This is a genomic window from Streptomyces sp. NPDC001513 (genome assembly GCF_042894695.1).
Lineage (GTDB): Bacteria > Actinomycetota > Actinomycetes > Streptomycetales > Streptomycetaceae > Streptomyces.
Window position 1 is genome coordinate 286148 of sequence record NZ_JBIAVU010000003.1, and the last position, 25148, is coordinate 311295.

The 25148-nt window shown below is 73.0% G+C and carries 19 protein-coding genes and 1 pseudogene; 9 read left to right on the top strand and 11 right to left on the bottom strand.

From position 1 onward, the window contains the following. Positions 1–137 precede the first annotated feature (137 nt). From trpB to lgt, 4 genes are all read left to right on the top strand, one after another. On the top strand, positions 138–1379 hold the full coding sequence (gene trpB / locus ACFYZ4_RS07855; protein WP_351292040.1) for a tryptophan synthase subunit beta: 1242 nt from the start codon (positions 138–140) through the stop codon (positions 1377–1379). Further along, positions 1376–2191, top strand: a complete 816-nt coding sequence (trpA, locus tag ACFYZ4_RS07860) for a tryptophan synthase subunit alpha (RefSeq protein ID WP_390783332.1) — start codon at positions 1376–1378, stop codon at positions 2189–2191. Before trpB ends, trpA begins: the two co-directional genes overlap by 4 nt. A gap of 111 nt (positions 2192–2302) precedes the next feature. Further along, entirely contained in the window at positions 2303–3283 is a 981-nt protein-coding gene (locus ACFYZ4_RS07865) for a DsbA family protein (protein WP_390783333.1), read from the top strand. Between the two features lie 98 nt (positions 3284–3381). Beyond that, a complete protein-coding gene (gene lgt, locus ACFYZ4_RS07870) occupies positions 3382–4353 on the top strand; it encodes a prolipoprotein diacylglyceryl transferase (RefSeq protein WP_351292034.1) in 972 nt (323 codons plus the stop codon). A gap of 155 nt (positions 4354–4508) precedes the next feature. Here the strand turns inward: lgt and ACFYZ4_RS07875 are convergent, their stop codons facing one another. From ACFYZ4_RS07875 to ACFYZ4_RS07905, 7 genes are all read right to left on the bottom strand, one after another. Continuing rightward, complete coding sequence (locus ACFYZ4_RS07875) at positions 4509–5324, bottom strand: CoA ester lyase (protein ID WP_351292032.1); 816 nt, start codon at positions 5322–5324, stop codon at positions 4509–4511. Beyond that, positions 5321–6535, bottom strand: a complete 1215-nt coding sequence (locus tag ACFYZ4_RS07880; RefSeq protein ID WP_390783438.1) for a CaiB/BaiF CoA transferase family protein — start codon at positions 6533–6535, stop codon at positions 5321–5323. The genes ACFYZ4_RS07875 and ACFYZ4_RS07880 overlap by 4 nt, the downstream gene beginning before the upstream one ends. Positions 6536–6600: 65 nt before the next feature. Then, positions 6601–7512 carry a ribokinase gene (gene rbsK, locus ACFYZ4_RS07885; protein WP_390783334.1) on the bottom strand — a complete coding sequence of 304 codons (912 nt, stop codon included), beginning with the start codon at positions 7510–7512 and terminating at the stop codon, positions 6601–6603. Beyond that, on the bottom strand, positions 7509–9080 hold the full coding sequence (locus tag ACFYZ4_RS07890; protein ID WP_390783335.1) for an ADP-ribosylglycohydrolase family protein: 1572 nt from the start codon (positions 9078–9080) through the stop codon (positions 7509–7511). The genes rbsK and ACFYZ4_RS07890 overlap by 4 nt, the downstream gene beginning before the upstream one ends. Beyond that, positions 9077–10222: an ADP-ribosylglycohydrolase family protein gene (locus ACFYZ4_RS07895; RefSeq protein ID WP_390783336.1), complete on the bottom strand. Its 1146-nt coding sequence runs from the start codon at positions 10220–10222 to the stop codon at positions 9077–9079. Before ACFYZ4_RS07895 ends, ACFYZ4_RS07890 begins: the two co-directional genes overlap by 4 nt. Then, positions 10219–11490: an ADP-ribosylglycohydrolase family protein gene (locus ACFYZ4_RS07900; protein WP_351292024.1), complete on the bottom strand. Its 1272-nt coding sequence runs from the start codon at positions 11488–11490 to the stop codon at positions 10219–10221. Before ACFYZ4_RS07900 ends, ACFYZ4_RS07895 begins: the two co-directional genes overlap by 4 nt. A 341-nt stretch (positions 11491–11831) precedes the next feature. After that, positions 11832–12818: an ADP-ribosylglycohydrolase family protein gene (locus tag ACFYZ4_RS07905; protein WP_384341974.1), complete on the bottom strand. Its 987-nt coding sequence runs from the start codon at positions 12816–12818 to the stop codon at positions 11832–11834. 260 nt (positions 12819–13078) lie between these two features. On the opposite strand from ACFYZ4_RS07905, the gene ACFYZ4_RS07910 reads away from it, so the two are divergent. The 3 genes from ACFYZ4_RS07910 (at position 13079) to ACFYZ4_RS07920 (ending at position 20190) form a co-directional block, all read left to right on the top strand. Next, positions 13079–13810 carry a VIT1/CCC1 transporter family protein gene (locus ACFYZ4_RS07910; RefSeq protein ID WP_390783337.1) on the top strand — a complete coding sequence of 244 codons (732 nt, stop codon included), beginning with the start codon at positions 13079–13081 and terminating at the stop codon, positions 13808–13810. Between the two features lie 388 nt (positions 13811–14198). After that, the gene (gene gltB / locus ACFYZ4_RS07915; protein ID WP_390783439.1) at positions 14199–18737 is read left to right on the top strand and encodes a glutamate synthase large subunit; all 4539 of its coding nucleotides are present in this window, start codon (positions 14199–14201) and stop codon (positions 18735–18737) included. Beyond that, on the top strand, positions 18730–20190 hold the full coding sequence (locus tag ACFYZ4_RS07920; protein ID WP_390783338.1) for a glutamate synthase subunit beta: 1461 nt from the start codon (positions 18730–18732) through the stop codon (positions 20188–20190). The genes gltB and ACFYZ4_RS07920 overlap by 8 nt, the downstream gene beginning before the upstream one ends. Before the next feature lie 235 nt (positions 20191–20425). Here ACFYZ4_RS07920 and ACFYZ4_RS07925 read toward each other — a convergent pair. Continuing rightward, positions 20426–21163: pseudogene (locus ACFYZ4_RS07925) on the bottom strand (GntR family transcriptional regulator); the annotation flags it as partial. Then, positions 21132–21674, bottom strand: a complete 543-nt coding sequence (locus ACFYZ4_RS07930; RefSeq protein ID WP_351292014.1) for a UTRA domain-containing protein — start codon at positions 21672–21674, stop codon at positions 21132–21134. The pseudogene ACFYZ4_RS07925 and the gene ACFYZ4_RS07930, both read right to left, overlap by 32 nt. Before the next feature lie 269 nt (positions 21675–21943). Between ACFYZ4_RS07930 and ACFYZ4_RS07935 the strand changes: the two genes are divergently transcribed. Further along, positions 21944–22186, top strand: coding sequence for a hypothetical protein (locus ACFYZ4_RS07935; RefSeq protein ID WP_390783339.1), 243 nt, complete (start codon positions 21944–21946; stop codon positions 22184–22186). Positions 22187–22522: 336 nt separating this feature from the next. After that, complete coding sequence (locus ACFYZ4_RS07940) at positions 22523–23809, top strand: DUF1906 domain-containing protein (protein ID WP_390783340.1); 1287 nt, start codon at positions 22523–22525, stop codon at positions 23807–23809. Positions 23810–23833: 24 nt separating this feature from the next. Here the strand turns inward: ACFYZ4_RS07940 and ACFYZ4_RS07945 are convergent, their stop codons facing one another. Together ACFYZ4_RS07945 and ACFYZ4_RS07950 are read right to left on the bottom strand one after the other, a co-directional pair. Continuing rightward, positions 23834–24373: a pyridoxamine 5'-phosphate oxidase family protein gene (locus ACFYZ4_RS07945; protein ID WP_390783341.1), complete on the bottom strand. Its 540-nt coding sequence runs from the start codon at positions 24371–24373 to the stop codon at positions 23834–23836. A gap of 36 nt (positions 24374–24409) precedes the next feature. Further along, on the bottom strand, positions 24410–25138 hold the full coding sequence (locus tag ACFYZ4_RS07950; RefSeq protein WP_390783342.1) for a vWA domain-containing protein: 729 nt from the start codon (positions 25136–25138) through the stop codon (positions 24410–24412). Positions 25139–25148: the final 10 nt, after the last annotated feature.

Genomic DNA, 25148 nt, shown 5'->3' on the forward strand with positions numbered 1-25148 from the left:
CGGGCCGCCGGCTCCGGACGCGGGCCGCTCCGCACCGTACGCGCGACATCCCCCAGCGGGGTGTGCGCGCTACTTGCGGGCGGCGCCATACGGTGAATCCACCCCGCCGCATCTCGCACCCGTAGGAGCACTGGCACATGTCCAGCGAGTTCTTCATTCCGGACCCGGAGGGTCACGTTCCCAACGCCGAGGGTTACTTCGGCGACTTCGGCGGCAAGTTCATCCCGGAGGCGCTCGTCGCCGCCGTGGACGAGGTCGCCGTCGAGTACGAGAAGGCCAAGGGCGACCCGGCCTTCGCGGCCGAGCTCAACGACCTGATGGTCAACTACACCGGCCGGCCCAGCGCCCTCACCGAGGTGCCCCGCTTCGCCGAGCACGCCGGCGGCGCCCGGATCTTCCTCAAGCGCGAGGACCTGAACCACACCGGCTCGCACAAGATCAACAACGTGCTGGGCCAGGCGCTGCTCACCAAGCGCATGGGCAAGACCCGGGTCATCGCCGAGACCGGCGCCGGCCAGCACGGCGTGGCCACCGCCACCGCCTGCGCGCTCTTCGGCCTCGAGTGCGTGATCTACATGGGCGAGATCGACACCCAGCGCCAGGCGCTGAACGTCGCCCGCATGCGCATGCTGGGCGCCGAGGTCATCGCCGTGAAGTCCGGCTCCCGGACGCTGAAGGACGCCATCAACGAGGCGTTCCGCGACTGGGTCGCCAACGTGGACCGGACCCACTACCTCTTCGGTACGGTCGCCGGCCCCCACCCCTTCCCGGCCATGGTCCGCGACTTCCACCGGGTCATCGGTGTCGAGGCCCGCCGCCAGATCCTGGAGCGCGCCGGCCGGCTGCCCGACGCCGTCGCGGCCTGCGTCGGCGGCGGCTCGAACGCCATCGGCCTCTTCCACGCCTTCATCCCGGACGCCGACGTCCGCCTGGTCGGCTTCGAGCCCGCCGGGCACGGCGTCGAGACCGGCGAGCACGCGGCCACGCTGACCGCCGGCGAGCCCGGGATCCTGCACGGCTCCCGCTCCTACGTCCTCCAGGACGAGGAGGGCCAGATCACCGAGCCGTACTCCATCTCGGCCGGCCTGGACTACCCGGGCATCGGCCCGGAGCACTCCTACCTCAAGGACTCCGGCCGCGGCGAGTACCGGGCGGTCACCGACGACGCCGCGATGCAGGCCCTGCGCCTGCTGTCGCGCACCGAGGGGATCATCCCGGCGATCGAGTCCGCGCACGCCCTCGCGGGCGCCCTGGACCTCGGCAAGGAGCTGGGCAAGGACGGCCTGCTGGTCGTCAACCTGTCCGGCCGCGGCGACAAGGACATGGACACGGCGGCCCGCTACTTCGGGCTGTACGACGGCGAGGGGGAGAACAAGTGAGCACCGGAAACCTCCAGCTGCTGAGCGACACCCTCGCGAAGGCGAAGTCCGAGGACCGGGCGGCGCTCGTGGCCTACCTCCCGGCGGGCTTCCCCACCGTCGACGGCGCCATCGAGGCGGTCAAGGCCGTCATCGAGGGCGGCGCGGACGTGGTCGAGATCGGCCTCCCGCACAGCGACCCGGTGCTGGACGGCGCGATCATCCAGACCGCCGACGACATCGCCCTGCGCGGCGGAGTCAAGATCGCCGACGTGATCCGTACGGTCCGTGAGGCGCACGAGGCCACCGGGACCCCGGTCCTCGTGATGACGTACTGGAACCCCATCGACCGCTACGGCGTCGAGCGGTTCACGGCCGAGCTCGCGGCGGCGGGCGGCGCCGGCTGCATCCTCCCGGACCTGCCGGTGCAGGAGTCCGCGCTGTGGCGCGAGCACGCCGAGAAGCACGGTCTGGCGACCGTCTTCGTCGTCGCTCCCAGCAGCAAGGACGCGCGGCTGGCCACCATCACGGCGGCCGGCTCCGGCTTCGTCTACGCCGCCTCGCTGATGGGTGTCACGGGCACCCGTGAGTCCGTCGGCAACCAGGCCGAGGACCTGGTGCGCCGCACCCGCGCCACCAGCGACCTGCCGGTCTGCGTCGGCCTCGGCGTCTCCAACGCCGTCCAGGCCAAGGAGGTCGCGGGCTTCGCCGACGGGGTGATCGTCGGCTCGGCCTTCGTGAAGCTCCTGCTGGACGCCCCGGACCTGCCCGCCGGGCTGGACGCCGTGCGGGCGCTCGCGGGCGAGCTCGCGGAAGGCGTCCGCAGGAGCTGACGACGCGCGTTCGATCGAAGGTACGGACCTGTGATCGGGTTCTGTAGCCCGATCGGGTGGAAATGGGGGCAGGGAGGCACGCGAGTGCCTCCCTGCTTCGTTTGGCCGAACGTGAGCGAGAAGAACGACGGTGCCAACCGCGATGCGACGAAACGATCGGCCCGGGAGCGACTCCAGGAGGAGCGCCAGCGGCAGAAGACCCGGGACAAGCGCCGGCGGACCCTCATCGTGGCGTCGGCGGTGGTCGGCGTCCTCGGCCTGGCGACCGTCGTCGGCGTGATCGCGGCCAACACCGGCAAGAGCGGCAGCTCCAAAGGGGGCCCGGTGGTCGCCCCGTCCGGGGCCACCGGCAAGGACGCCCTCGCCATCCAGACGGGCAAGCCCGAGGCGAAGTCCACCCTCACCGTGTGGGAGGACTTCCGCTGCCCCGCCTGCAAGTCCTTCGAGGACAACTACCGGGACACGATCCACGAGCTGGAGGCCAAGGGCCTGCTCAAGGTCGACTACCACCTGGTCAGGCTCATCGACGGGAACATGGGCGGCAGCGGTTCGCTGAAGGCGGCGAATGCGGCGGCCTGCGCGCAGGACGCGGGCAAGTTCACCGAGTACCACGACGTCCTCTTCCAGAACCAGCCGCAGGAGGTCGACGACGCCTACGGCAAGAACGCCAAGCTGCTGGAACTGGCGGGCAAGGTCAACGGGCTGGACACCCCCGAGTTCCGCAAGTGCGTCGAGGACGGCACCCACAACAGCTGGGTGGGCAAGTCGCAGGAGGCGTTCATCGCCGGGAAGTTCCGGGGCACGCCCACCGTGCTGCTGGACGGCAAGAACATCTTCGCCGACGAGGCCAATCCGGTGACCCCGCAGAAGCTGAAGGCGCAGGTGGAAGCGGCGGCCAAGGGCTCCGGCGGAACCGGGGCCGACACGGGGGCGGAGAAGGCCTCGCCGTCGACCGGATCCGGGACGAAGGCCGGAGCGAAGGCCTCGCCGTCGGCCACGAAGACGTCGGGAACCGGTTCCGCGAACCGCTCGTCGACAGGCTCCTCCACCGGCTCCTCCACCAGCTCCCCGAACGGCTCCGCCGGGGACTGACGGAGCCCCGATGACCGGCCGGTCCATGTCTGGATTTGGTTTCGTCTTGCCGGGCGGTTGCCGTACGCACCGCCCGGCAGGGTAGCGTCATGTCTGCCATGGACATTGCTTACATCCCCAGTCCGTCGACCGGCGTGATCCATCTCGGACCGATCCCGCTCCGCGGCTACGCGTTCTGCATCATCATCGGCGTCTTTGTCGCCGTCTGGCTCGGCAACCGTCGCTGGATCGCGCGCGGCGGCAAGCCGGGCACGGTCGCGGACATCGCCGTGTGGGCGGTGCCGTTCGGCCTCGTGGGCGGTCGCCTCTACCACGTGATCACCGACTACCAGCTGTACTTCGGCGAGGGCCGCAACTGGGTCGACGCCTTCAAGATCTGGGAGGGCGGCCTCGGCATCTGGGGCGCGATCGCGCTCGGCGCGGTGGGTGCCTGGATCGGCTGCCGGCTGCGCGGGATCCCGCTGCCGGCCTGGGCGGACGCCCTGGCCCCCGGCATCGCCCTGGCCCAGGCCTGCGGCCGCTGGGGCAACTGGTTCAACCAGGAGCTGTACGGCCGGGCCACCGACCTGCCGTGGGCGGTGCAGATCACCGCGGGCCCGAACCGGGACGCGGGCACCTACCACCCGACCTTCCTGTACGAGTCGCTGTGGTGCATCGGCGTCGCGCTGCTGGTCATCTGGGCCGACCGCCGCTTCACGCTCGGCCACGGACGGGCCTTCGCCCTGTACGTCGCCGCGTACTGCGTGGGCCGCGGCTGGATCGAGTACATGCGGGTCGACGAGGCGCACCACATCCTGGGTCTGCGGCTGAACGTCTGGACCTCGATCGTGGTCTTCGTCCTGGCCGTGGTCTACCTGGTGCTGTCCGCGAAGCTGCGGCCGGGCCGGGAAAAGGTGGTCGAACCGGTCGCCTCCGGCGCCGAGGGCAGCGACGCGGCTCCGGCCGACGCGGACACCCCGGCCAAGACCCCGGTCCTGACGAAGGACGCCCCGGCCGAAATCGAGTCCGAGTCCGAGACCAAGGACGAACCCAAGGCCGAGGCCAAGACCCCGGAACCGGGCAAGCGCTGACCGAACCGCCCCGCCCCCAGCCTCGCCGCACCATTCAGCCCCGCCGGCGTTTGAGGCGCGGGGTTCGGGGCGGAGCCCTGAGACGCGGCGCCGCGCCCGCTCTCGGCGGGGCACTGCACGGGGTGCGGGCGGAGCCCGGACGGCGGCGGCCAACGTCAGCGGGCGGCCATGCGCGCGGCGAGCGCAAGGGTGCGGTGCGCGCCCGCCACCACCGCCGGGTCGACGAAGCGCCCGTCCGGCAGGGCCAGCGCCCCCGGGGTGGCCCGGGCCGCGCTCAGCACCTCCACGGCCGCGTTGACCTCCTCCGGCGCCGGGAGATAGGCCCGCTCGATCACCGGAAGCTGGCGCGGGTGGATCGCCGCCCGGCCGAAGAAGCCGAGGGACCGGCCGCGCGCACAGGAGCCGGCCAGCGCCTCCAGGTCCCGGATGTCCGGGAACACCGACTGGGCCGGCGGCGCCAGCCCCGCCGCACGGGCCGCCACCACCACCCGCGACCGGCACCAGTCCAGCCCCGCCTCCGCGCTGACGGCCAGATCGGCCCGCAGGTCCGCCTCGCCGAGCGAGAGCCCGCGCAGGGCGGGGTGCGCGCGGGCGATCTCGTACGCGCGCTCCACGCCCAGCGCCGACTCCAGCAGCGCGTGCAGGCTGACCCCGCCGGTGCGGTCGGCGACGGCGCCGATCTGCTCCGGGGCGCTGATCTTGGGCAGCCGCAGCCCCGCGAGCCCGCGCAGCCCGCCGAGCGCATTGAGGTCGGCGCCGCCCCAGGGGGAGTCCAGGGCGTTGACGCGGACGTGCACCGGGACCGGGGGCCGCTCGCCGAGCAGTTCGGCGGTGGCGGCCCGGGCGTACTCCTTGCGGGAGACCGGTACCGCGTCCTCCAGGTCGACGATCACGGCGTCCGCCCCGCAGCCGAGGGCCTTGGCCACCACCTGGGGGCGGTCGCCGGGTGCGTACAGCCAGGTCAGGATCACAGGGCCCCCTCGGTCCGCAGCGCGGCGATCTCGGCCCGGGTCAGCCCGAGCTCGGTCAGGACCTCGTCGGTGTCCGCGCCGTGCGGGCGGCCGGCCCAGCGGATCCCGCCGGGGGTCTCGGACAGCCGGAAGAGGATGTTCTGCATCCGCAGCGGGCCCAGCTCCGGGTCCTCGACCTCGGTGACCGTGTCGAGGGCCGCGAACTGGGGGTCGGCCATCACGTCCCGGATGTCGTACACCAGGGCCACGGCCGCCTCGGCTTCCTCGAAGGCGGCGACGACCTCCTCGGCCTTGTGCCGGGCGATCCAGCCGCCGACCGCGTCGTCCAGGACGTCCGCGTACCGGGCCCGCCCCGCGCCCGTCGCGAACCAGGGCTCCGCGATCAGCTCCGGCCGGCCGACCAGCCGTACGACCCGCTCGGCGATGGACTGCGCGGAGGTGGACACCGCCAGCCAGCGGCCGTCGGCGCTGCGGTAGGTGTTGCGGGGGGCGTTGTTCGCGGAGCGGTTGCCGGTGCGGGGCTGGACGTAGCCGAGCTGGTCGTACCAGAGCGGGTGCGGGCCGAGCACCGTGAGGATCGGCTCGATGATGGCGAGGTCCACGACCTGGCCGTGCCCGGTGCGGTCGCGCCCGGCCAGGGCCGTCATCACGGCGTACGCGGTGGTCAGCGCGGCGATCGAGTCGGCGAGCCCGAAGGGGGGCAGGGTCGGCGGCCCGTCCGGTTCGCCGGTGATCGCGGCGAAACCGCTCATCGCCTCGGCGAGGGTGCCGAAGCCTGGGCGGTGGGCGTACGGGCCCTCCTGGCCGAAGGCCGTCACGCGGGCCAGGACGAGGCGCGGGTTGGCGGCGGACAGCTCGGGCCAGCCGAGGCCCCACTTCTCCAGCGTGCCGGGGCGGAAGTTCTCGATGACCACGTCGGCGGTGGCGGCGAGGCGCAGCAGGGTGTCCCGGCCGCCGGGGGTGGACACGTCGAGGGTCATCGTCCGCTTGTTCCGGCCGAGCAGCTTCCACCACAGGCCGATGCCGTCCTTGGCGGGGCCGTGGCCGCGGGAGGGGTCGGGGATGCCGGGGTGCTCGACCTTGACGACCTCGGCGCCGAAGTCGCCGAGCAGGGTGGCGGCGAGCGGCCCGGCGAAGAGGGTGGCCAGATCGAGCACCCGCAGCCCCTCCAGCGGCCCTTGCCCGGGCCGGGCGTGCCCGGGGTCGGACAGCGCGGCGGCGGTGCGTTCGGCGCCCTGCGGGGATCGCCCCGGCACGCTCCCGGCCCCGTCGGGGGTCACGAGGCGGCTCCGGGTCGCGCCGTGGCGAAGGCGTCGGTCTCGGTGCGGGTCGGCATCGAGTCCTGGGCGCCGGTGCGCTGGACGGACAGCGCGGCCGCCGCCGAGGCCCAGCGCAGCGCGTCGGGCATCGGCCGGCCCTCGCCCAGGGCCACGGCCAGGGCGCCGACGAAGGTGTCCCCGGCGGCGGTGGTGTCCACGGCCCGGACCCGGGGCGCGGGCACGGAGAGGGGTTCCCGGCCGCGGGCGGCGTACAGGACGCCGGCCGCGCCGAGGGTGATCACCACTTCGGGCACGTCGTGGAGCAGCGCCTCGGCGGCCTGGCCGGGGTCGGTGAGGCCGGTGAGGGCGGCCGCCTCGTGCTCGTTGGGCACGAGGAGGTCGGTGGCGGCGAGGAGTTCGGCGGGCAGCGGCTGGGCCGGGGCCGGGGTGAGGACCGTACGGACGCCGTGCGCGCGGGCGGCGAGGGCGCCGGCGAGGACGGCGCCGAGGGGGAGTTCCAGCTGGAGCAGGAGGGCGCCGGCGGCGGCGATCCGGGCCTCGTCCCCGGCCTCCAGACCGGTGACGCGGGCGTTGGCGCCGGGGATGACGATGATGCTGTTGCCGCCCTCGTCGTCCACGGTGATGTGGGCGGTGCCGCTCGCGCCCTCGACGGTCCGCAGGCCCGCGGTGTCGATCCCGTCGGCGGTGAGCGCCGAGCGCAGCCGTACGCCGAACTCGTCCGTCCCGACCGCGCCGATCATCACCACCTCCCCGCCGGAACGGGCGGCGGCGACGGCCTGGTTGGCGCCCTTGCCGCCGGGGACCGTGCGGAAGGCCCGGCCGGTGACGGTCTCCCCGAGGCGGGGGGCCTTGGGGACGTAGGCGACGAGGTCCATGTTCGTACTGCCGAGCACGGCGATTGCCGTCATGAGCGTGCTGCCTCCTGTGCGGTGAGGTGGGCGAGGGTGTCGAAGCCGATGCCGTCGAAGCCGGGGACGGTGGTGGCGAGACGGTTCTTGAGGGGGGCGGTCCAGCGGTCCGGGAGGGCGTTCGGGGAGCCCGTGACCAGCGCGGCGAGGGCGCCGGCGGTGGCCCCGTTGGAGTCGGTGTCCCAGCCGCCGGACACGGCGCGGCAGACGGAACGGGTGAAGTCCCCGTCGGCGTGGGTGAGGGCGGCGGCGATCAGGGCGGTGTTGGGGACGGCGTGCACCCAGTGGTAGTGCCCGTAGCGCGCGTGCAGCCGGTCGACGACGAGGTCGAAGTCCGGTTCGTCCGCGGCCGCCCGGATCCCGAGGCGGACGGCCTCGGCGAGGCGGGAGCGGGGCGGTACGACGGCCAGCCCGGCCCGGAGCGCGGTGTGGACGTCCGCCCGGCCGGTGGCGGCCTCGGCGGTGGCGGCCGCGATGAAGAGGGCGGCGTAGACCCCGTTGCCGGTGTGGGTCAGGACGGCGTCCCGGTACGCCTGGGCCGCGGCGGCGCCCGGGTCGCCCGGGTTGGTCCAGCCGTGGACGTCGGCGCGGATGAGGGCGCCGATCCATTCGCGGAAGGGGTTGTGGTGGGTGGCGGTGGCGGGCGGCTCCAGGCCGAGCAGGAGGTTGCGGTACGCGATGCGCTCGGCGGTGAAGGTCCGCCCGGCGGGCAGTTCGTCGAGCCAGAGGCGGGCGACGTCGGCGGTGGTGAAGCCCTTGCCGTGGCGCTGGAGGAGGACCAGGCCGAGCAGGGGGTAGTTGAGGTCGTCGTCCTCGGGCATGCCGTCGATGTTCTCGGCGAGCGACGTGGGGGCGGAGCGGCGGTTCCAGGGGTACGCGGCCAGCACCTCCGGCGGTACGCCGCGTGCGCTGAACCAGTCGTTCAGCGGCCAGTTGCCGGTGGCGCGGGCCAGCGCCCGGATCCCCTCCAGGGGGAGCTTCTCGACGGGCTTGCCGAGCAGGCAGCCGACGGCCCGCCCCAGCCAGGCGGCTTCCAGCCGGGTCCGCAGGTCCAGGTCCTGCCCGGCCCGGGCGGGGTCCGGTCCTGCGGCCGAGGCGTCTTCGCCGGGGGCACCCTGCGGCCGGCTCTGCGCGTCGTGCCCGGGCTGGGCGGAGCCCTGGTCCGTGGCAGGGGCGCCTGCGTGCGGGGACAGGCCGTCCGCGCCGGGTTCCCGGCTCCGGCCGGCGGGGCTGTCGGGGGTCCGGGCGGGGGCCGGGGGCCAGTTCGGGCAGGCTGTGACGATCCTCTTCCAGGACTGGGGTTCGGCGGTGGCCAGGGGGGACTTCTGGGCGGCGAGTTCGTCCAGCAGACCGATCGCGAGGGCGCGGAGTTCCGGTGCGGCCGGGGCCGGGGAGGCGCCGGCGCGGTCCGGGGCCGGGCTGCCGCCCGCCGACAGCCAGGCGCGCCGGGCGGGCTCCGGGTTCCGGCCGTCCTCGGCCGCCTGGCGCAGCTCGTGCCCGACGAGGTCCTCGGGCTGGGCCCACGTGAGCCGGACGGAGTCCGGGGCGCAGGCCGCGGACGCCGTCACCGCGCGGCCGAGATCGCGGTGAAGGCCGACTCGTGGGCCCGGCGGCGGTCCCTGTCCAGGGCGAAGACCTCCCGGGCCACGGCGGCCATCGCCGCCGCCGGGGCGTGCAGGTCGAGGCGGCTGGCCTCGGCGACCTGCTTGGCCCAGACGGCCGGGACCACGGCCTCGCCGCCCAGGGCCCCGGCGATCGCACCCGCCATGGTGGCGATGGAGTCGCAGTCGCGGCCGTAGTTGACCGCGCCGAGTACCGAGGCCTCGTACGCGCCGTCCGCGACCAGCAGCATCCCCAGCGCGATCGGGAGTTCCTCGATGGAGTGCAGCCGGGAGGGGCGGCGGGCATCGAGCGAGGGGGCGCGGTAGTCCGGGCCGACCGAGTCGTACAGGGCCACCGCCGCCCGCAGCGGGGCCAGCGCCGATTCGAAGTCCCGGTACCCGGCGGCCGCTTCGCGGACGGCGGCGATCGCGGCGCGCGTGCCGTCCTTGGCCAGGGACAGGGCGGTGTCCACCACCGAGGCGGCCGTCGCGCCGGGCACGCACGCGGCCGCCACCGCCGCCGCGAACACGCCCGCCGCCTCCCGCCCGTACGAGGACTGGTGCGCGCCGGCGATGTCCAGCGCCTCCGCGTACGCGCCCGCCGGGTTCCCCGCGTTGGCGAGGCCCACCGGGGCCATGTACATCGCCGCCCCGCAGTTGACGATGTTGCCGCTGCCGGCCTCGCGGGGGTCGACGTGCGCGTAGTGCAGCCGGGTGACGATCCACTTCTCGGCGAGGAAGATCCGCTGCAACGGCAGGGCCTCGGCCTCCAGTTCGGGGATCCAGCGCGGGTTGTTCATGAGGTCGGGGACCAGGTGCTCGGCGATCGCGTGGGAGTCGAGGTGGTCCCGTACGGCCTCGTACACGCGGACCAGCGCGTGCGTCATCAAGGTGTCGTCCGTGACGTGCCCGTCGCCCTTGTGGTACGGGGCGATGGGGCGGGCCGTGCGCCAGTTCTCGTGCCACGGGCCGACGATGCCGTGCACGCGGCCGCCGTGCCGTTCCACGATCTGGTCCGGGGTCCAGCCCTCCACCGGGCCGCCGAGCGCGTCGCCGACGGCGGCTCCGACGAGGGCGCCGCAGGCCCGGTCCTCCAACGTGAGCGTCATGTCCGAATCATCCCCTGAGGTTTGGGTGAGGTGAGTTCCGTGCGCGCGAGGAGCGCGGCGAGTTCCACGAGGTCGGTGCCTGCGAGGCGGGGGAGGGCGCAGCCGGAGAGGGTGCGGCAGGCCTCGCGCCAGGCGGCGGGGATCGAATCGCCGCCGCCGAGCACGCCGGTGAGGGCGCCGGCGAGGGCGGGGGCGGAGTCCGCGACGCGGGACAGGCAGGCGGCCGCCGGGACGGCCTCGGTCACCCTGCCGCGGGCGGCGGTCGCGAGGGCGAGGGCCACGGGGACGGTCTCGGCTGCGGCGATCCCGTAGCTGTAGACGTGGTCCACGATCTCGTGTTCGAGGATGGGGACGATGGCGAAGGCGCCACCGCCGTCCGTGCGGGTACGGGCGAGGTTCACGGCGTGGCGGGCGTTGCGGCCGATCTCGGTGGCCCCGGGGAGCTGGGCGAGGGCGGCCTCCACGGCGGCGTCGACGTCGGCGGTGGTGAGGGCGGTGGCGATGGCGGCGGCCATGGCGCGGGCGCCGTGGACGCCGTCGCCGTCCTGGGTGTAGCGGGCGTCGAACTCGGCGAGGTCGGCGGCGGCCGCGGCGTCGCCCGGGTGGACGACGGCGAGCACACAGGCGCGGATGCAGGCGGCGTCGTCGAAGTAGTGCGGGTTGTCGTGGCCGGTGGCGGGCGGGCGCAGGCCGGTGGCGAGGTTGCCGAGGCCGGCGCGTACGGAGATCCGGGCGCGGAGGGGGAGGACGGCGGACTCGACCTCGGGCGCGCGTTCCGCTGCCGCGGCGACCTCGGAGGCCAGGGCGTTCCACGCGAGGTCGATCGCGGCGCGCATCCGGCGGGACCGGGACAGGTCGCTGAGCAGGACGCCGGCGGCGGTGAGCACGGACTCGGCGACGAAGGCGGCCCACTCGGCGTCGTCGGAGGGGCCGAGGCGCAGGGGTTCGGGGGGCTGGTTGAGGGCGATGGGGACGGGGAGGGTGGTGGTGGCGTTCTGCTCGGCGAAGGTGTCGAGCTCGCGGGTGAGCCGGCGGGTCCACTCGGGCATCCGGCTGGCGCGGTGGCGGGCGGCGGGCCACCCGGCCGCGTCGCCTGCGGCGAGGCCGAGGAGGAGGCCCTCGATCCGCCGGGCCCCTGCGGGGGGCTCGGCGGGTGCGGGTGCGGGGGCCGCCGGCGCGGCGGGCCGCGGTGCCCCTGCGGGGGGCTTGGCGGGGGCGGGGGCCGGCTCGACGATCCGCGGTGCGCCGGTGGGGGGCTCGGTGGTCACGGGGGCCCGTTCGACGATACGGACCCCGGTGATACGGAGGCCCGGCCCGGCGCCGAGCACCCCGACGGCCGCCTCACCGGCCCACCCGCGCGCCGCCTCGACCAGGGGCCCGCCCCCCGCTCCGGCCGCGGCCCAGGTTTCGCCTGTGGCGAGGGCCCGGCCCCCGGCCCCCCGGTTCCCGTCTGCCTCGGCCAGCGCTGCGCGCGGCGGGGCGCCGGGCTCCTGTGGCGCCGCCGGGTTCGGCTCCGGGTGTGGGCTCCGGGTTCCCCGGTTCCCGTCGGCCTCGGCCAGCGTTGTGCGCGGGTGGGGGCCGGGGGGTGGTGGGGTGGGGGACGGGGGCGTCATCGGGGGGCCTCGTATTCGGGGGTGAGGAGGTCCGCGATGTCGAGGACGTGGTAGCCCCGCATCGAGGGGAGGCAGCTGCCGCGGACCGGGCCGATGGCCGAGGACCAGGCGGCGGGGATCGCGGCGGCCCCCGACATCGCGCCGGACAGGGCGCCCGCCACCGCCGCCGTGGTGTCCGCGTCGCGGCCCATGTTGACCGCGGTCAGGACCGAGGAGGGGAAGTCGCCCCGGCAGGCGGCGAAGGCGCCGAAGGCGAGGCCGACGGCCTCGGGGGCCAGGTCCGTCCACGGGTAGCCGCCGATGACCACCGCCGAGCGCACGGCCCGTTCCCCGCGCGGGGCGGCGGTGACCGCCCGGCGCAGGGAGCGGGCCGTCCACGAGTCGGACGGGATGACCGACAGGGCCGCCGAGACGACGGAGGCGGGCGAGCCGCCCGCCATCGCCGCCGCGACGCCCGCCGCCACCGCCTGGCCGCCGTAGATGCCCTCGCCGTCGTGGCTGACCGAGCCGTCGATGGCGACGAGCCGGGCCGCTTCGGCGGGCCGGCCCGCCGCGAAGACGCCGAACGGGGCCGCCCGCATGGCGAGACCGTCCGACCACGCGTGCCGGTGCTGGGCGGAGATGGGGGCCGCGAGCCCCCGGCGCAGGTTCTCCAGCGTGCCGCGTTCCGAGAAGCCGGCGCCCCGGAACGGGCCTTCGTCGAGGTCCGCGATCCAGTGGTGCCAGGCCCGCTCGACGTGGGAGACCGTGAGCGCCGAGCCGTGGCGGGCCAGCAGCAGCCCGGAGAAGATCGCGTACTCGGTGTCGTCCGTGCCCGCCGGGTCCTCCGACACGAAGCCCTCGATGCGACCCCATTTCGCCCGGATCTCCGACGGCTTCATGTTCTCCGCGGGGGCGCCCAGCGCGTCGCCCACCGCGAGCCCGAGAAGAGCGCCCCTGGCCCGTTCGAGGAGGACCTGCGGATTGCATGCAATCAGCTTCACCGGCTCCATGGCGCGCCTCTCCCACATTGGATGGGGCTCATCATGAGCCCTTGGGGGATTTGTGCCACGGCATGTGGTTTGTCGCTCGTCGCAAAACACCCCGCGAACCCTGTCGTCACCCGGTCGCCGACCCACAAAACCGCAGGTAAGTACGGCCTTCCTTGCTGGCGGGCAGCAGAAATCGTGCGTAGTTTCGAGGTGTTCAGGGGGAGCGGGGTGTCTCGCGGCGCCCGTTGGCACAAATGGGGAGATATCTCATCATGTCCATCATCGACATCGAAGCACCGCTGCACACCGCGCACCGGGACAACCACACCCACCGCGATGTCAACGGCGGATGGCTGCGGCCGGCCGTCTTCGGTGCCATGGACGGACTCGTCTCCAACCTCGCCCTCATGACCGGCGTGGCCGGCGGTGCCGTCGCCCCGCAGACCGTCGTCATCACCGGACTGGCGGGCCTCGCGGCCGGCGCCTTCTCGATGGCGGCCGGCGAATACACCTCCGTCGCCTCGCAGCGCGAGCTGGTCCTCGCCGAACTGGACATAGAGCGGCAGCAGTTGCGCAAGCACCCGGTGGACGAGATGGAGGAGCTGGCCGAGCTCTACGTCTCCCGGGGCGTCGAGCCCGTGCTCGCCCGCGAGGTCGCCATGCAGCTGTCCCGCGACCCCGAGCAGGCGCTGGAGATCCACGCCCGCGAGGAGCTCGGGATCGACCCCGACGACCTGCCCTCGCCGCTCGTCGCCGCGGTCTCGTCCTTCGGTTCCTTCGCGCTGGGCGCGCTGCTCCCCGTACTGCCGTACCTGCTCGGCGCCACCGCCCTGTGGCCCGCGGTGCTGCTCGCGCTGGTCGGGCTCTTCGCGTGCGGCGCGGTGGTCTCCCGGGTCACCGCCCGGTCCTGGTGGTACAGCGGTGTGCGCCAGCTCGTCCTGGGTGGCGCGGCCGCCGGTGTGACGTACATCCTGGGAACCTGGATCGGCGGAGCCATAGGCTGACCGGACCGAGAGTGAGACACTATGCAGAGCGTCACATAAGTAGTCCGTTACTCGGCGGTTTCGATCCTGTGTCCGCCGGGAATCAGACCAGGGCTCCGGGCAACGATGCCCGCCCTGCATCCGGGACCTTCGCCTCGTGCCGCGCCGGTCTGCGTCCGTCCGCGGAACGCCGCGAAAGTCCCCTCTTTCTGCTTCGTGCAGTGTCCGCATGCTGGAATGACGTATCCGCTTCTCGGGATTGTCGTCATCATGTAATCTGCACGAAATTTCGCAGAGGGCCAACGTCGTCCCTCGGCTATGCACATATGCCACGACGACGACGGGAGAGCCGATGCGTTCCGCATCCACGCACTCCGCGACCGGCCTCAGCACCACCGCCTGGTCGCCCATGGACGGTCGCCCCGCCCAGCAGGGCATGTACGACCCGCGCAACGAGAAGGACGCCTGTGGCGTCGGATTCGTGGCGAACCTCACCGGCGAGGCCACCCACACCCTCGTTGAGCAGGCCCTGACCGTATTGCGGAACCTCGAGCACCGCGGCGCGACCGGCTCCGAGCCGGATTCGGGCGACGGCGCCGGAATCCTCAGCCAGGTCCCCGACGCGTTCCTGCGCGAGGTGGCCGGCTTCGAGCTCCCCGAGGCCGGCGCGTACGCCGTCGGCATCGCCTTCCTCCCCGCCGACGGCACCGCACAGGCCGTCGCCGTGGAGCAGATCGAGGCCATCGCCGCCCAGGAGAACCTCACGGTCCTCGGCTGGCGCGAGGTCCCGGTCACCCCGGACCTGCTCGGCAACGGCGCCCGCGCCACCATGCCGGCCTTCTCCCAGCTGTTCGTGTCCAACGGGACGACGGGCATCGAGCTGGACCGCAAGGCCTTCGTGCTGCGCAAGCGCGCCGAGCGCGAGGCCGGGGTCTACTTCCCGTCGCTCTCCGCGCGCACCATCGTCTACAAGGGCATGCTGACCACCGGCCAGCTGGAGCCCTTCTTCCCCGACCTCTCCGACCGTCGCTTCGCCTCGACGCTCGCCCTGGTCCACTCGCGGTTCTCCACGAACACCTTCCCGTCCTGGCCGCTCGCCCACCCGTACCGCTTCGTCGCGCACAACGGCGAGATCAACACGGTCAAGGGCAACCGGAACTGGATGAAGGCCCGCGAGTCCCAGCTGGCCTCCGAGGCCTTCGGCGACGGCGTGCTGGACCGGATCTTCCCGATCTGCACCCCGGACGCCTCCGACTCGGCCTCCTTCGACGAGGTCCTGGAACTGCTCCACCTCGGCGGCCGGTCCCTCCCGCACAGCGTGCTGATGATGATCCCGGAGGCGTGGGAGAACCACACCTCCATGGACCCGGCCCGCCGCGCGTTCTACAAGTACCACTCCACCCAGATGGAGCCCTGGGACGGCCCGGCCTGCGTCACCTTCACCGACGGCACCCAGGTCGGCGCGGTCCTCGACCGCAACGGTCTGCGCCCCGGCCGCTACTGGGTCACCGACGACGGCCTCGTCGTCCTCGGCTCCGAGGTCGGCGTGCTCGACATCGACCCGGCCAAGGTCGTCCGCAAGGGCCGCCTGCAGCCCGGCAAGATGTTCCTCGTCGACACCGCCCAGAAGCGGATCATCGAGGACGACGAGATCAAGAACGAGCTGGCCGCCGCCGCCCCGTACGCGGAGTGGCTGGAGACCGGCGAGATCGAGCTGTCGGACCTGCCCGAGCGCGAGCACATCGTGCACACCCACGCCTCGGTCACCCGCCGCCAGCAGACCTTCGGCTACACCGAGGAAGAGCTGCGCGTCATCCTCGCGCCGATGGCCAGTACGGCCGGCGAGCCCCTCGGCTCCATGGGTACGGACTCCCCGATCGCGGCCCTGTCCGAGCGCCCCCGGCTGCTCTTCGACTACTTCACCCAGCTGTTCGCGCAGGTCACCAACCCGCCGCTGGACGCCATCCGCGAGGAGCTCGTCACCTCGCTGCTGTCCTCGCTCGGCCCGCAGGGCAACCTGCTGGAGTCGACCGCCGCGTCCTGCCGCAGCGTCACCCTGCCCTTCCCGGTGATCGACAACGACGAGCTGGCCAAGCTCATCCACATCAACGCCGACGGCGACATGCCGGGCATGAAGGCCGCCACGCTCTCCGGCCTCTACCGGGTCTCCGGCGGCGGCGAGTCGCTGGCCGCGCGGATCGAGGAGATCCGCGGCGAGGTCGACGCGGCCATCGCGAACGGCGCGCACCTCATCGTCCTCTCGGACCGCCACTCGGACGCCGAGCACGCGCCGATCCCGTCGCTGCTGCTCACCTCCGCCGTGCACCACCACCTCATCGCCACCAAGCAGCGCACCCAGGTGGGCCTGCTGGTCGAGGCCGGTGACGTCCGCGAGGTCCACCACGTCGCGCTGCTGATCGGCTACGGCGCCGCCGCGGTCAACCCGTACCTGGCCATGGAGTCCGTCGAGGACCTCCTGCGCGCCGGTACCTTCCTGACCGGCCTGGAGCCGGAGCAGGCCATCAAGAACCTGATCTACGCGCTCGGCAAGGGCGTCCTGAAGGTCATGTCCAAGATGGGCATCTCCACCGTCGCCTCCTACCGCGGCGCCCAGGTCTTCGAGGCCGTCGGCCTCAACGAGGACTTCGTCGGCACCTACTTCGCGGGCACCGCCACGAAGATCGGCGGCGCCGGCCTGGACGTCATCGCCAAGGAGGTGGCCGCCCGCCACGCCAAGGCGTACCCCGTCTCCGGCATCGCGGCCACGCACCGCGCGCTGGAGATCGGCGGCGAGTACCAGTGGCGCCGCGAGGGCGAGCCGCACCTGTTCGACCCGGAGACGGTCTTCCGCCTCCAGCACGCCACCCGCAACCGCCGGTACGACATCTTCCGGCAGTACACGGACCGCGTGAACGAGCAGTCCGAGCGCCTCATGACGCTCCGCGGCCTGTTCGGCTTCAAGAGCGACCGCCCGTCGATCTCCATCGACGAGGTCGAGTCGATCTCCGACATCGTCAAGCGCTTCTCCACCGGCGCCATGTCGTACGGCTCCATCTCCAAGGAGGCGCACGAGACCCTCGCCATCGCCATGAACCAGCTGGGCGCCAAGTCCAACACCGGTGAGGGCGGCGAGGACCCGGACCGGCTGTACGACCCGGCGCGCCGTTCGTCGATCAAGCAGGTCGCCTCCGGCCGCTTCGGCGTCACCTCCGAGTACCTGGTCAACGCGGACGACATCCAGATCAAGATGGCGCAGGGCGCCAAGCCCGGCGAGGGCGGCCAGCTGCCCGGCCACAAGGTCTACCCGTGGGTCGCCAAGACCCGGCACTCCACCCCGGGCGTCGGCCTGATCTCCCCGCCGCCGCACCACGACATCTACTCCATCGAGGATCTGGCTCAGCTGATCCACGACCTCAAGAACGCCAACCCGGTCGCCCGCATCCACGTGAAGCTGGTCTCCGAGGTCGGCGTGGGCACGGTCGCCGCCGGTGTCTCCAAGGCGCACGCGGACGTCGTCCTCATCTCCGGCCACGACGGCGGTACGGGCGCGTCTCCGCTCACCTCGCTCAAGCACGCGGGCGGCCCCTGGGAGCTCGGCCTCGCCGAGACCCAGCAGACCCTGCTGCTCAACGGGCTGCGCGACCGGATCGTCGTCCAGACGGACGGCCAGCTCAAGACCGGCCGCGACGTGGTCATCGCCGCGCTGCTCGGCGCCGAGGAGTTCGGTTTCGCGACCGCGCCGCTCGTCGTCTCCGGCTGCGTCATGATGCGCGTCTGCCATCTGGACACCTGCCCGGTGGGCATCGCCACGCAGAACCCGGTCCTGCGCGAGCGCTTCTCCGGCAAGCCCGAGTTCGTCGTCAACTTCTTCGAGTTCATCGCGGAGGAGGTGCGCGAGCTCCTCGCCGAGCTGGGCTTCCGTACGATCGAGGAGGCCGTCGGCCACGCCGAGCTCCTCGACACGACGAAGGCCGTCACGCACTGGAAGGCGCAGGGTCTCGACCTGGAGCCGCTCTTCTACGTGCCGGAGCTGCCCGAGGGCGCGGTCCGCCACGCCCTGATCGAGCAGGACCACGGTCTGGAGAAGGCCCTCGACAACGAGCTCGTCGAGCTCGCCGCCGACGCGCTGAACGCCGAGTCCGCCGAGAGCGCCCAGCCGGTCCGCGCCCAGATCGCGATCCGCAACATCAACCGGACCGTCGGCACCATGCTCGGCCACCACGTCACCAAGAAGTTCGGTGGCGCGGGCCTGCCCGACAACACCATCGACCTGACCTTCACCGGTTCGGCCGGCCAGTCCTTCGGCGCCTTCGTGCCGAAGGGCATCACCCTCCGCCTGGAGGGCGACGCCAACGACTACGTCGGCAAGGGCCTCTCCGGCGGCCGGATCGTGGTCCGCCCGGACCGCGCCGCCGACCACCTCGCCGAGTACTCCACCATCGCCGGCAACACCATCGGCTACGGAGCCACCGGCGGCGAGATGTTCCTGCGCGGCCGCACCGGCGAGCGCTTCTGCGTCCGCAACTCCGGCGCCCTGGTCGTCTCGGAGGGCGTGGGCGACCACGGCTGCGAGTACATGACCGGCGGCACCGCGGTCGTCCTCGGCGAGACGGGCCGCAACTTCGCGGCGGGCATGTCGGGCGGCGTCGCGTACGTCATCGACCTCGACCCGAACAACGTCAACGTCGGCAACGCGGGCGCGGTGGAGACCCCGTCCGACACCGACAAGCAGTGGCTGCACGATGTGGTGCGCCGCCACGAGGAGGAGACCGGCTCGACCGTGGCCGCGAAGCTCCTGGCCGACTGGTCCGTCTCGGCGGACCGCTTCAGCAAGATCATCCCCACCACGTACAAGGCAGTGCTCGCCGCCAAGGACGCCGCTGAGCTCGCCGGACTCTCGGAATCCGAGACCACGGAGAAGATGATGGAGGCGGCGACCCATGGCTGACCCGAAGGGCTTCCTCACCACCCAGCGCGAGACCGCCTGCACCCGTCCTGTCGCCGACCGGCTGAAGGACTGGAACGAGGTCTACGTTCCGGGCTCGCTGCTCCCGATCATCAGCGAGCAGGCCGGCCGCTGCATGGACTGCGGCATCCCGTTCTGTCACAACGGGTGCCCGCTCGGGAACCTGATCCCCGAGTGGAACGACTTCGCGTACCGCGACGACTGGTCGGCGGCGAGCGAGCGCCTGCACGCCACGAACAACTTCCCGGAGTTCACGGGCCGTCTGTGCCCCGCTCCGTGCGAGTCGGCGTGCGTGCTCGGCATCAACCAGCCCGCCGTCACGATCAAGAACGTCGAAGTCTCGATCATCGACAAGGCCTGGGACAACGGCAACGTCACCCCGCAGCCGCCGGAGCGCCTCTCCGGCAAGACGGCCGCCGTCATCGGCTCCGGCCCGGCGGGCCTCGCCGCGGCCCAGCAGCTGACCCGGGCCGGGCACACCGTGGTGGTGTACGAGCGCGCCGACCGCGTCGGCGGCCTGCTGCGCTACGGCATCCCCGAGTTCAAGATGGAGAAGGTGCACATCAACCGCCGCATCGAGCAGATGCGCGCGGAGGGCACCAAGTTCCGTACCGGCATCGAGGTCGGCCGCGACATCACCGCCACCGACCTGCGCAAGCGGTTCGACGCGGTGGTCATCGCGGCGGGCGCCACGGTCTCCCGCGACCTCCCGGTCCCGGGCCGCGAGCTGAACGGCATCCACTTCGCGATGGAGTACCTGCCGCTCGCCAACAAGGTGCAGGAGGGCGACTTCATGGCGCCCCCCATCACCGCCGAGGGCAAGCACGTGGTCGTCATCGGCGGCGGCGACACCGGCGCGGACTGCGTGGGCACCGCCCACCGCCAGGGCGCGGCCTCGGTCACGCAGCTGGAAATCATGCCGAAGCCGTCCGAGGACCGCCCCACCGGGCAGCCCTGGCCGACGTTCCCCATGCTGTACAAGGTCACCTCGGCGCACGAGGAGGGCGGCGAGCGGGTCTACTCCGTCTCCACCACCCACTTCGCGGGCGACGAGGACGGCAACGTCCAGGCCCTGCACCTGATCGAGGTCGAGTTCAAGGACGGCAAGCTGGAGCAGAAGCCGGGCACCGAGCGGGTCCTCCCGGCCCAGCTGGTCACCCTGGCCATGGGCTTCACGGGCACCGACCAGGCCAACGGCCTGGTCGACCAGTTCGCCCTGGCGCTGGACGCCCGCGGCAACATCGAGCGCGACGCCTCCTACGCGACCAACGTCGACGGCGTCTTCGTCGCCGGCGACGCGGGCCGCGGCCAGTCGCTCATCGTCTGGGCCATCGCGGAAGGCCGCTCGGCCGCCCGCGGCGTCGACCGCTTCCTGACCGGCACCAGCGCCCTCCCGTACCCGGTCAAGCCGACGGACCGCTCCCTGACGGTGTAGCCCCTTCCCGACGCCGTGCTCGCACCGCTCGGCCGCGGGCGGCCTCCCGGGCTTCACCCGGCTGCGCCGGCCTCCGACCGTCGGTGCGGGGGCTCGAGCCACCGCAGTACCCCCGCCCTCCGTGGGCGGGGCCCCTCATACGGTCCGCACAACGGAGTGCGGAACTCCGACACCGCGCCCGCCACGTCCCCGACCAGGGGTGGCGGGCGCTGTGGCGTGTTCCGGGGCAGGCTTCGGGTGTGAACTCGTACCGAGGCTCGTAGAGGTGGCCAGCCTTGATCATGACGGTGACTTCGACAGGCCGGTCGCTTTCGCCGTAGATGGTGCGGAGGGTGCGCAGGACCGGCAGTTCACCGGGGAGCCGCAGGGCCGTGTACTGCTCCTGCGTCGCCACGCGGGCGGAGACCCGGTCCACGCTGTGGCGCGGCGGGAAGCCGAGTCCGGTCAACAGGGTCGGTGTTCCGCCCCGGATCCGACGCGGCTCGGCCAGGGCGGTGCCGCGCGCGATGTCCAGGGGGTAGTACGAGGCCACCAGCTCGGCCGGTTCACCGTCGATGGTGAACAGTTGGCGGCGGCGTACGGCCGTCCCGCCGCCCGGCAGGCCAAGGGCCTCGGCGACGTCACCGGAGACCGGTACCTCCTCGACCGACAGCAGGGTGCTGCGTACGGATGACCGCCGGTTCGAGGCGTTGGCGAGCCAGGGGTACGCCTCCCCGTTGGCCGCCGGCGTGAGGGATGCGGCCGGGCGGACGGTCCGCTGCCGGTTCTCCCGTACGGTCACCGCCGCTCCGGCCCGCCCGACCGCGAGTCCCTCGTCCTTCAGCAGGTGCACGGCCTTCTGGATCGTGGCGTTGGAGGCGTCGAAGCGGTCCTTCAGCTGTGTGGTCGACGGCAGCTTCACGCCCGCGGGTCGAGTGCGTCGGCTTCGTGGCTGGGCAAGGTCATCCGATCCTGATCTCGTACCGAAGCTGATGGCGTCCGGCGGGCATGACCATGATCTCCGCCTGGATGGCCCGGTCTGCCGAGTCGTAGGTGGTGCGGGCGAGTTGCAGAACCGGTTCGGCCGGAGCGAGGCGGAGCTGTGCGCACTCCTGGTCGTCGGGCATCCGGGCCGTCACCTTCTCGACGACGCGTACGCCGACATGCCCCAGGGCGGCGAGGAGGGTGACGGCGCCGCCGCGGATCTTCGCCGTTCCGGCGAGAGCGGTGCCGACGGCGATGTCCGGGGGATAGTAGGTGTCCGTCAACTCGGTCGGTGCGTGGTCGAGTTCAATGAGCCTGCGGCGTGCCACGACCGTGCTTCCGGCAGTCAGGTCGAGCATGACGGCGACGGCGGCGGGGGCCGTCGTCTCGCCCGCGTGCAGAACGCGCTGGCTGCCCCGCCGTCCGGCTTCCGCGGCCTCGTCCGTCCAGGCATCCGGTGCGCCGGGCGGGCGCGCCGCCAGATACGGCATCGACTGACTGGTCCACTCGCTGCCGCTCACAGTGCCTCCCGCGCCCGAAGTCCGCCCCGTCGCCTCCACGTTATGCGAGGCCACAAGCCGTAAGGTGATACGGCCTGTGGCCTTGGAAGCTGTGGCGAGACGCAGCGCCCGCCACGTCCCCGGTGGGGCGGCTGCTTATGATCGGGGCATGCCATCCACCCGCCGTGTTGTCGACCGCCGTTCGGGGGATGGGTCGGCCCGGGTGGATCGGCTGATTGCCGGGTTGGTGTGGTTTGTGGAGGGCTGCGCCCCTCGTTCTGTTCACTCCTGTGATCGCCACCGCGTTGGGGGTCCCGGAAGTGCGGGACGAGTTCGGCAGGGTGTTCGGGCTGGCCGCTCTGGGCAGTGCGGTGGCCGCGCCGGCCGTGGGGTGCGTGGTGGCGCTCGTCGGGAGCCGACGGCAGGCTCTGCGGCGCTTCGCCGTCATGGGGGCGGTGTCCGGCGCGCTCGTTCTTCTCCTCTGGGTCCTCCTGGTGCTGCTCGCCGAGTGTCCCGACGGTCATCACTGTTAGCCGGCTGACCTTGAGGATGGGTTGTCGTAGGGGCTGACGATCGGTGGTCGAGTACGCGCCACCGAGGTACGTCCGCCCACTCTCCCCGTGGCGGGGGCCGCCTCCTCGACTCTGCTGGCGCCGCGTACGGGACGACGTCCGGTGGGCATCGGGCGTCACGTGCCGGACGACGGGGCCGGGGCCGGTTCGCTCGTGCGGGTGATGAGGAGCGCCGGCGGGGAGCGCGGGGCACCGCGGGCCCGGCGAGATGCGGACGAGGCGGCCTGGGCCGGACGGGCCATCTGGGCTATTTCACCGCACAGTTGAGGGGCGCATCGTCTGGTAACCATCTCCAGCATGGCCCCCACCCGAACCCTGCTGAGCGGGCTGCTCGGCGCTGCCCTGCTGCTGTCCGTCCAGTCCTCCGTAGCCGCCGCCGACCGGCAGACCGTCGACTACCACGGGCTGCGCCTCACCGTCCCCGCCGACTGGCGGGTCGTCGACCTGGACCGGGAGCCCGACGCCTGCGTCCGGCTCGACCTGCCCACCCTGTACCTCGGCCACGCCGGTACCCAGAGCGAATGCGCCGGCCGGGCCGTCGTCAGCCGCGCCGACACCCTGCACCTCGAACCCCTCGACGGGGCTCCCGAACGCGCCGACGTCCCCACCGTCACCGTGGAGACCGCCACCGCACTGCCCGAAGCCCCCCACCCCTCCGCCAGCAACGAGCTGCGCTACGCCCTGCTCCGGCCCGGGGTCATGGCCACCGTCTCGTACGGGGCAGCGCCCGACGCCGTACGCAGGGTCCTCACGCGGGCCCGCGCCCTGAGCGCGGCCACCCCCGTCCCGCGCCCCGCGACGCCCGCCGCGGCCCCCGGCGGCGGGGAGCGCCGCGGGGTCCAGGAAGCCTTCAAGGGCGAGGGCTTCGACGCCTGCACCGCCCCGACGCAGAAGGCCATGGATACCTGGCGGGCCGATTCCCCCTTCCGCGCGATCGGCATCTACATCGGCGGCCGCGCCCGGGCCTGCGCCCAGCCGCGGCTCACGGCCCGCTGGGTCGAGCGGCAGGCCGCCGCGGGCTGGCACCTGATGCCGATCTGGGTCGGGCCGCAGCCCTGGAACAGCTCCAGCACCGGCCTGTCCACCGACCCCTCCGAGGCCAACGGGCAGGGCAGGGAGGCCGCCGAGGGCGCGGTGGACGCCGCCCGGTCCCTCGGCATGCCCGAGGGCACGGTGCTCTACAACGACCTGGAGAACTACACGGACCGCGCCACCTGGGACGCCCCGGTCGTCGCCTACCTGACCGCCTGGACGGAGCGGCTGCACGAGCTGGGCTTCCGTTCCGCCGCCTACGTCTCGGTGAGCTCCGGGGTCAAGGCGCTGAGCGCCCACTACCACCAGGCCCCCCAGGCCATGCCGGACGTGCTGTGGGCCGCCCGCTGGAACCTCTCGGCCTCCGTCGGCGACGCCGACATGGGCCTGCCGGCGGGCACGGCCCTGTGGGCCGGCCCGCGCCGGGCCCACCAGTTCCGCGGCGACCACAACGCCACCTACGGCGGGGTCACCATCAACATCGACCGCAACTGGGTGGACGTGGACCCGGCTGCCCTCGGCCCGATCGGCGGCCTGCCCCCGCTCAGCTAGGCCGTCTCTTCCCGGCCGAACGGCTCAGCCGGCCGCGCCGCCCGGCTCCGGCTCGCCCGGCTGCGGGTCCTCGCGCGGCGGCTCGTCGTCGTTGCCCCGGCGTACGGTGTGCACGCCGCGCGCCGGGGTCCACGACCGCAGCACCAGGTCATCGCCCTCCACGCCGATGTGGACGACCTCCGCCAGGTCGCCGTAGAAGAGGTGGAACGGGTGCGGGGTCTCGGTCTCCTCCGCGTACCGGTGCAGCTCGGGCGGGTCCACCAGCTCCACCGCCCGCCCGGAGATCCGTACGTCCCCGTCGGGCATCTCCTCGCCCGCGCCCGGATTGGTGTGCAGGGCGAAGCGCGGGTCGTGCTGGAGGTCCCTGGCCTTCATCGAGCCCGCCATCATGCCGAGCCACAGCTCACCGCCGCGGATGTCGACGTTCAGCCCGGACACCCGGGGGGAGCCGTCCTTGCGGAGGGTGGCCAGGACGTGGTGCGGGTACTGCGCGAAGCGCGCCTGGACGGCCGCCGCGAACTCCGGCTCCGCCTTCTCGAAGACTGCCCAGCTGGTGTGCGTCATACGTCCATGAAAGCGCGTGGCCGGGGCGGTCCCGGGTCAGGCGCGCACGATGCCCGCGCCGCGCGCCGCCGTCAGCCAGGCCGGGAACTCCCCGACCAGGCGGTCGTACAGTTCCGCGTCCGGGACGGTGCGCGGATCCAGGCCCGCGTGGAAGTAGCCGGCGTTGTCCACCACGCGCCGCGACGGGACGGGCAGTTCGTCCAGCCGGCGCAGGAAGTCGAACTGGGTGCTGCGCGTATTGCCGAAGCCGACGAACTGCCAGAACAGCGGCAGCCGGGCCGCCTTGCACAGGTATCTCTCCGCCGCGAGCTTGCTGAGCGGACCGCCGTCCGTCTGGAAGACGACCAAGGCCGGATCCGGCGCCCCCGAGTCCAGGTAGTGGTCGATCACCGCTTCCATCGCCGCGTCGTAGGCCGTCTTGCCCATGTGGCCGAGACGGGAGGCGATCTCGGTGACCCTCCCCTCGTGCCCGGCCAGGGAGATCTCCTCCACCGCGTCGACCTCCGTGGAGAAGAAGACCACCGGTACGCGGCCGTCGTCGTCCAGGTGCGCGGAGAGTCCCAGCACCCGGTCGGCGAGGGCCTGCACGCTGCCGTCCGCGTAGTACGGGCGCATCGACCCGGAGTAGTCCAGCACCAGGTAGACCGCGGCGCGCCCGCCCTCCAGGCCGTACTTGCGCAGGGAGACCCCGGCGCTCTTGTAGAGGCTCACGAGGGCCGGAGCCGTCTCCTCGACCTTGCGGAGGTTGATCGCACTGCCCGTCATGGGGCGAGGG

Excerpts from the sequence above, each read along its gene's own strand:
- trpB (WP_351292040.1), top strand. The coding sequence starts at position 138 with ATGTCCAGCGAGTTCTTCATTCCGGACCCGGAGGGTCACGTTCCCAAC.
- lgt (WP_351292034.1), top strand. The coding sequence starts at position 3,382 with ATGGACATTGCTTACATCCCCAGTCCGTCGACCGGCGTGATCCATCTC.
- rbsK (WP_390783334.1), bottom strand. The coding sequence starts at position 7,512 with ATGACGGCAATCGCCGTGCTCGGCAGTACGAACATGGACCTCGTCGCC.
- ACFYZ4_RS07895 (WP_390783336.1), bottom strand. The coding sequence starts at position 10,222 with ATGACGCTCACGTTGGAGGACCGGGCCTGCGGCGCCCTCGTCGGAGCC.
- ACFYZ4_RS07910 (WP_390783337.1), top strand. The coding sequence starts at position 13,079 with ATGTCCATCATCGACATCGAAGCACCGCTGCACACCGCGCACCGGGAC.
- gltB (WP_390783439.1), top strand. The coding sequence starts at position 14,199 with ATGGACGGTCGCCCCGCCCAGCAGGGCATGTACGACCCGCGCAACGAG.
- ACFYZ4_RS07920 (WP_390783338.1), top strand. The coding sequence starts at position 18,730 with ATGGCTGACCCGAAGGGCTTCCTCACCACCCAGCGCGAGACCGCCTGC.
- ACFYZ4_RS07940 (WP_390783340.1), top strand. The coding sequence starts at position 22,523 with ATGGCCCCCACCCGAACCCTGCTGAGCGGGCTGCTCGGCGCTGCCCTG.
- ACFYZ4_RS07945 (WP_390783341.1), bottom strand. The coding sequence starts at position 24,373 with ATGACGCACACCAGCTGGGCAGTCTTCGAGAAGGCGGAGCCGGAGTTC.
- ACFYZ4_RS07950 (WP_390783342.1), bottom strand. The coding sequence starts at position 25,138 with ATGACGGGCAGTGCGATCAACCTCCGCAAGGTCGAGGAGACGGCTCCG.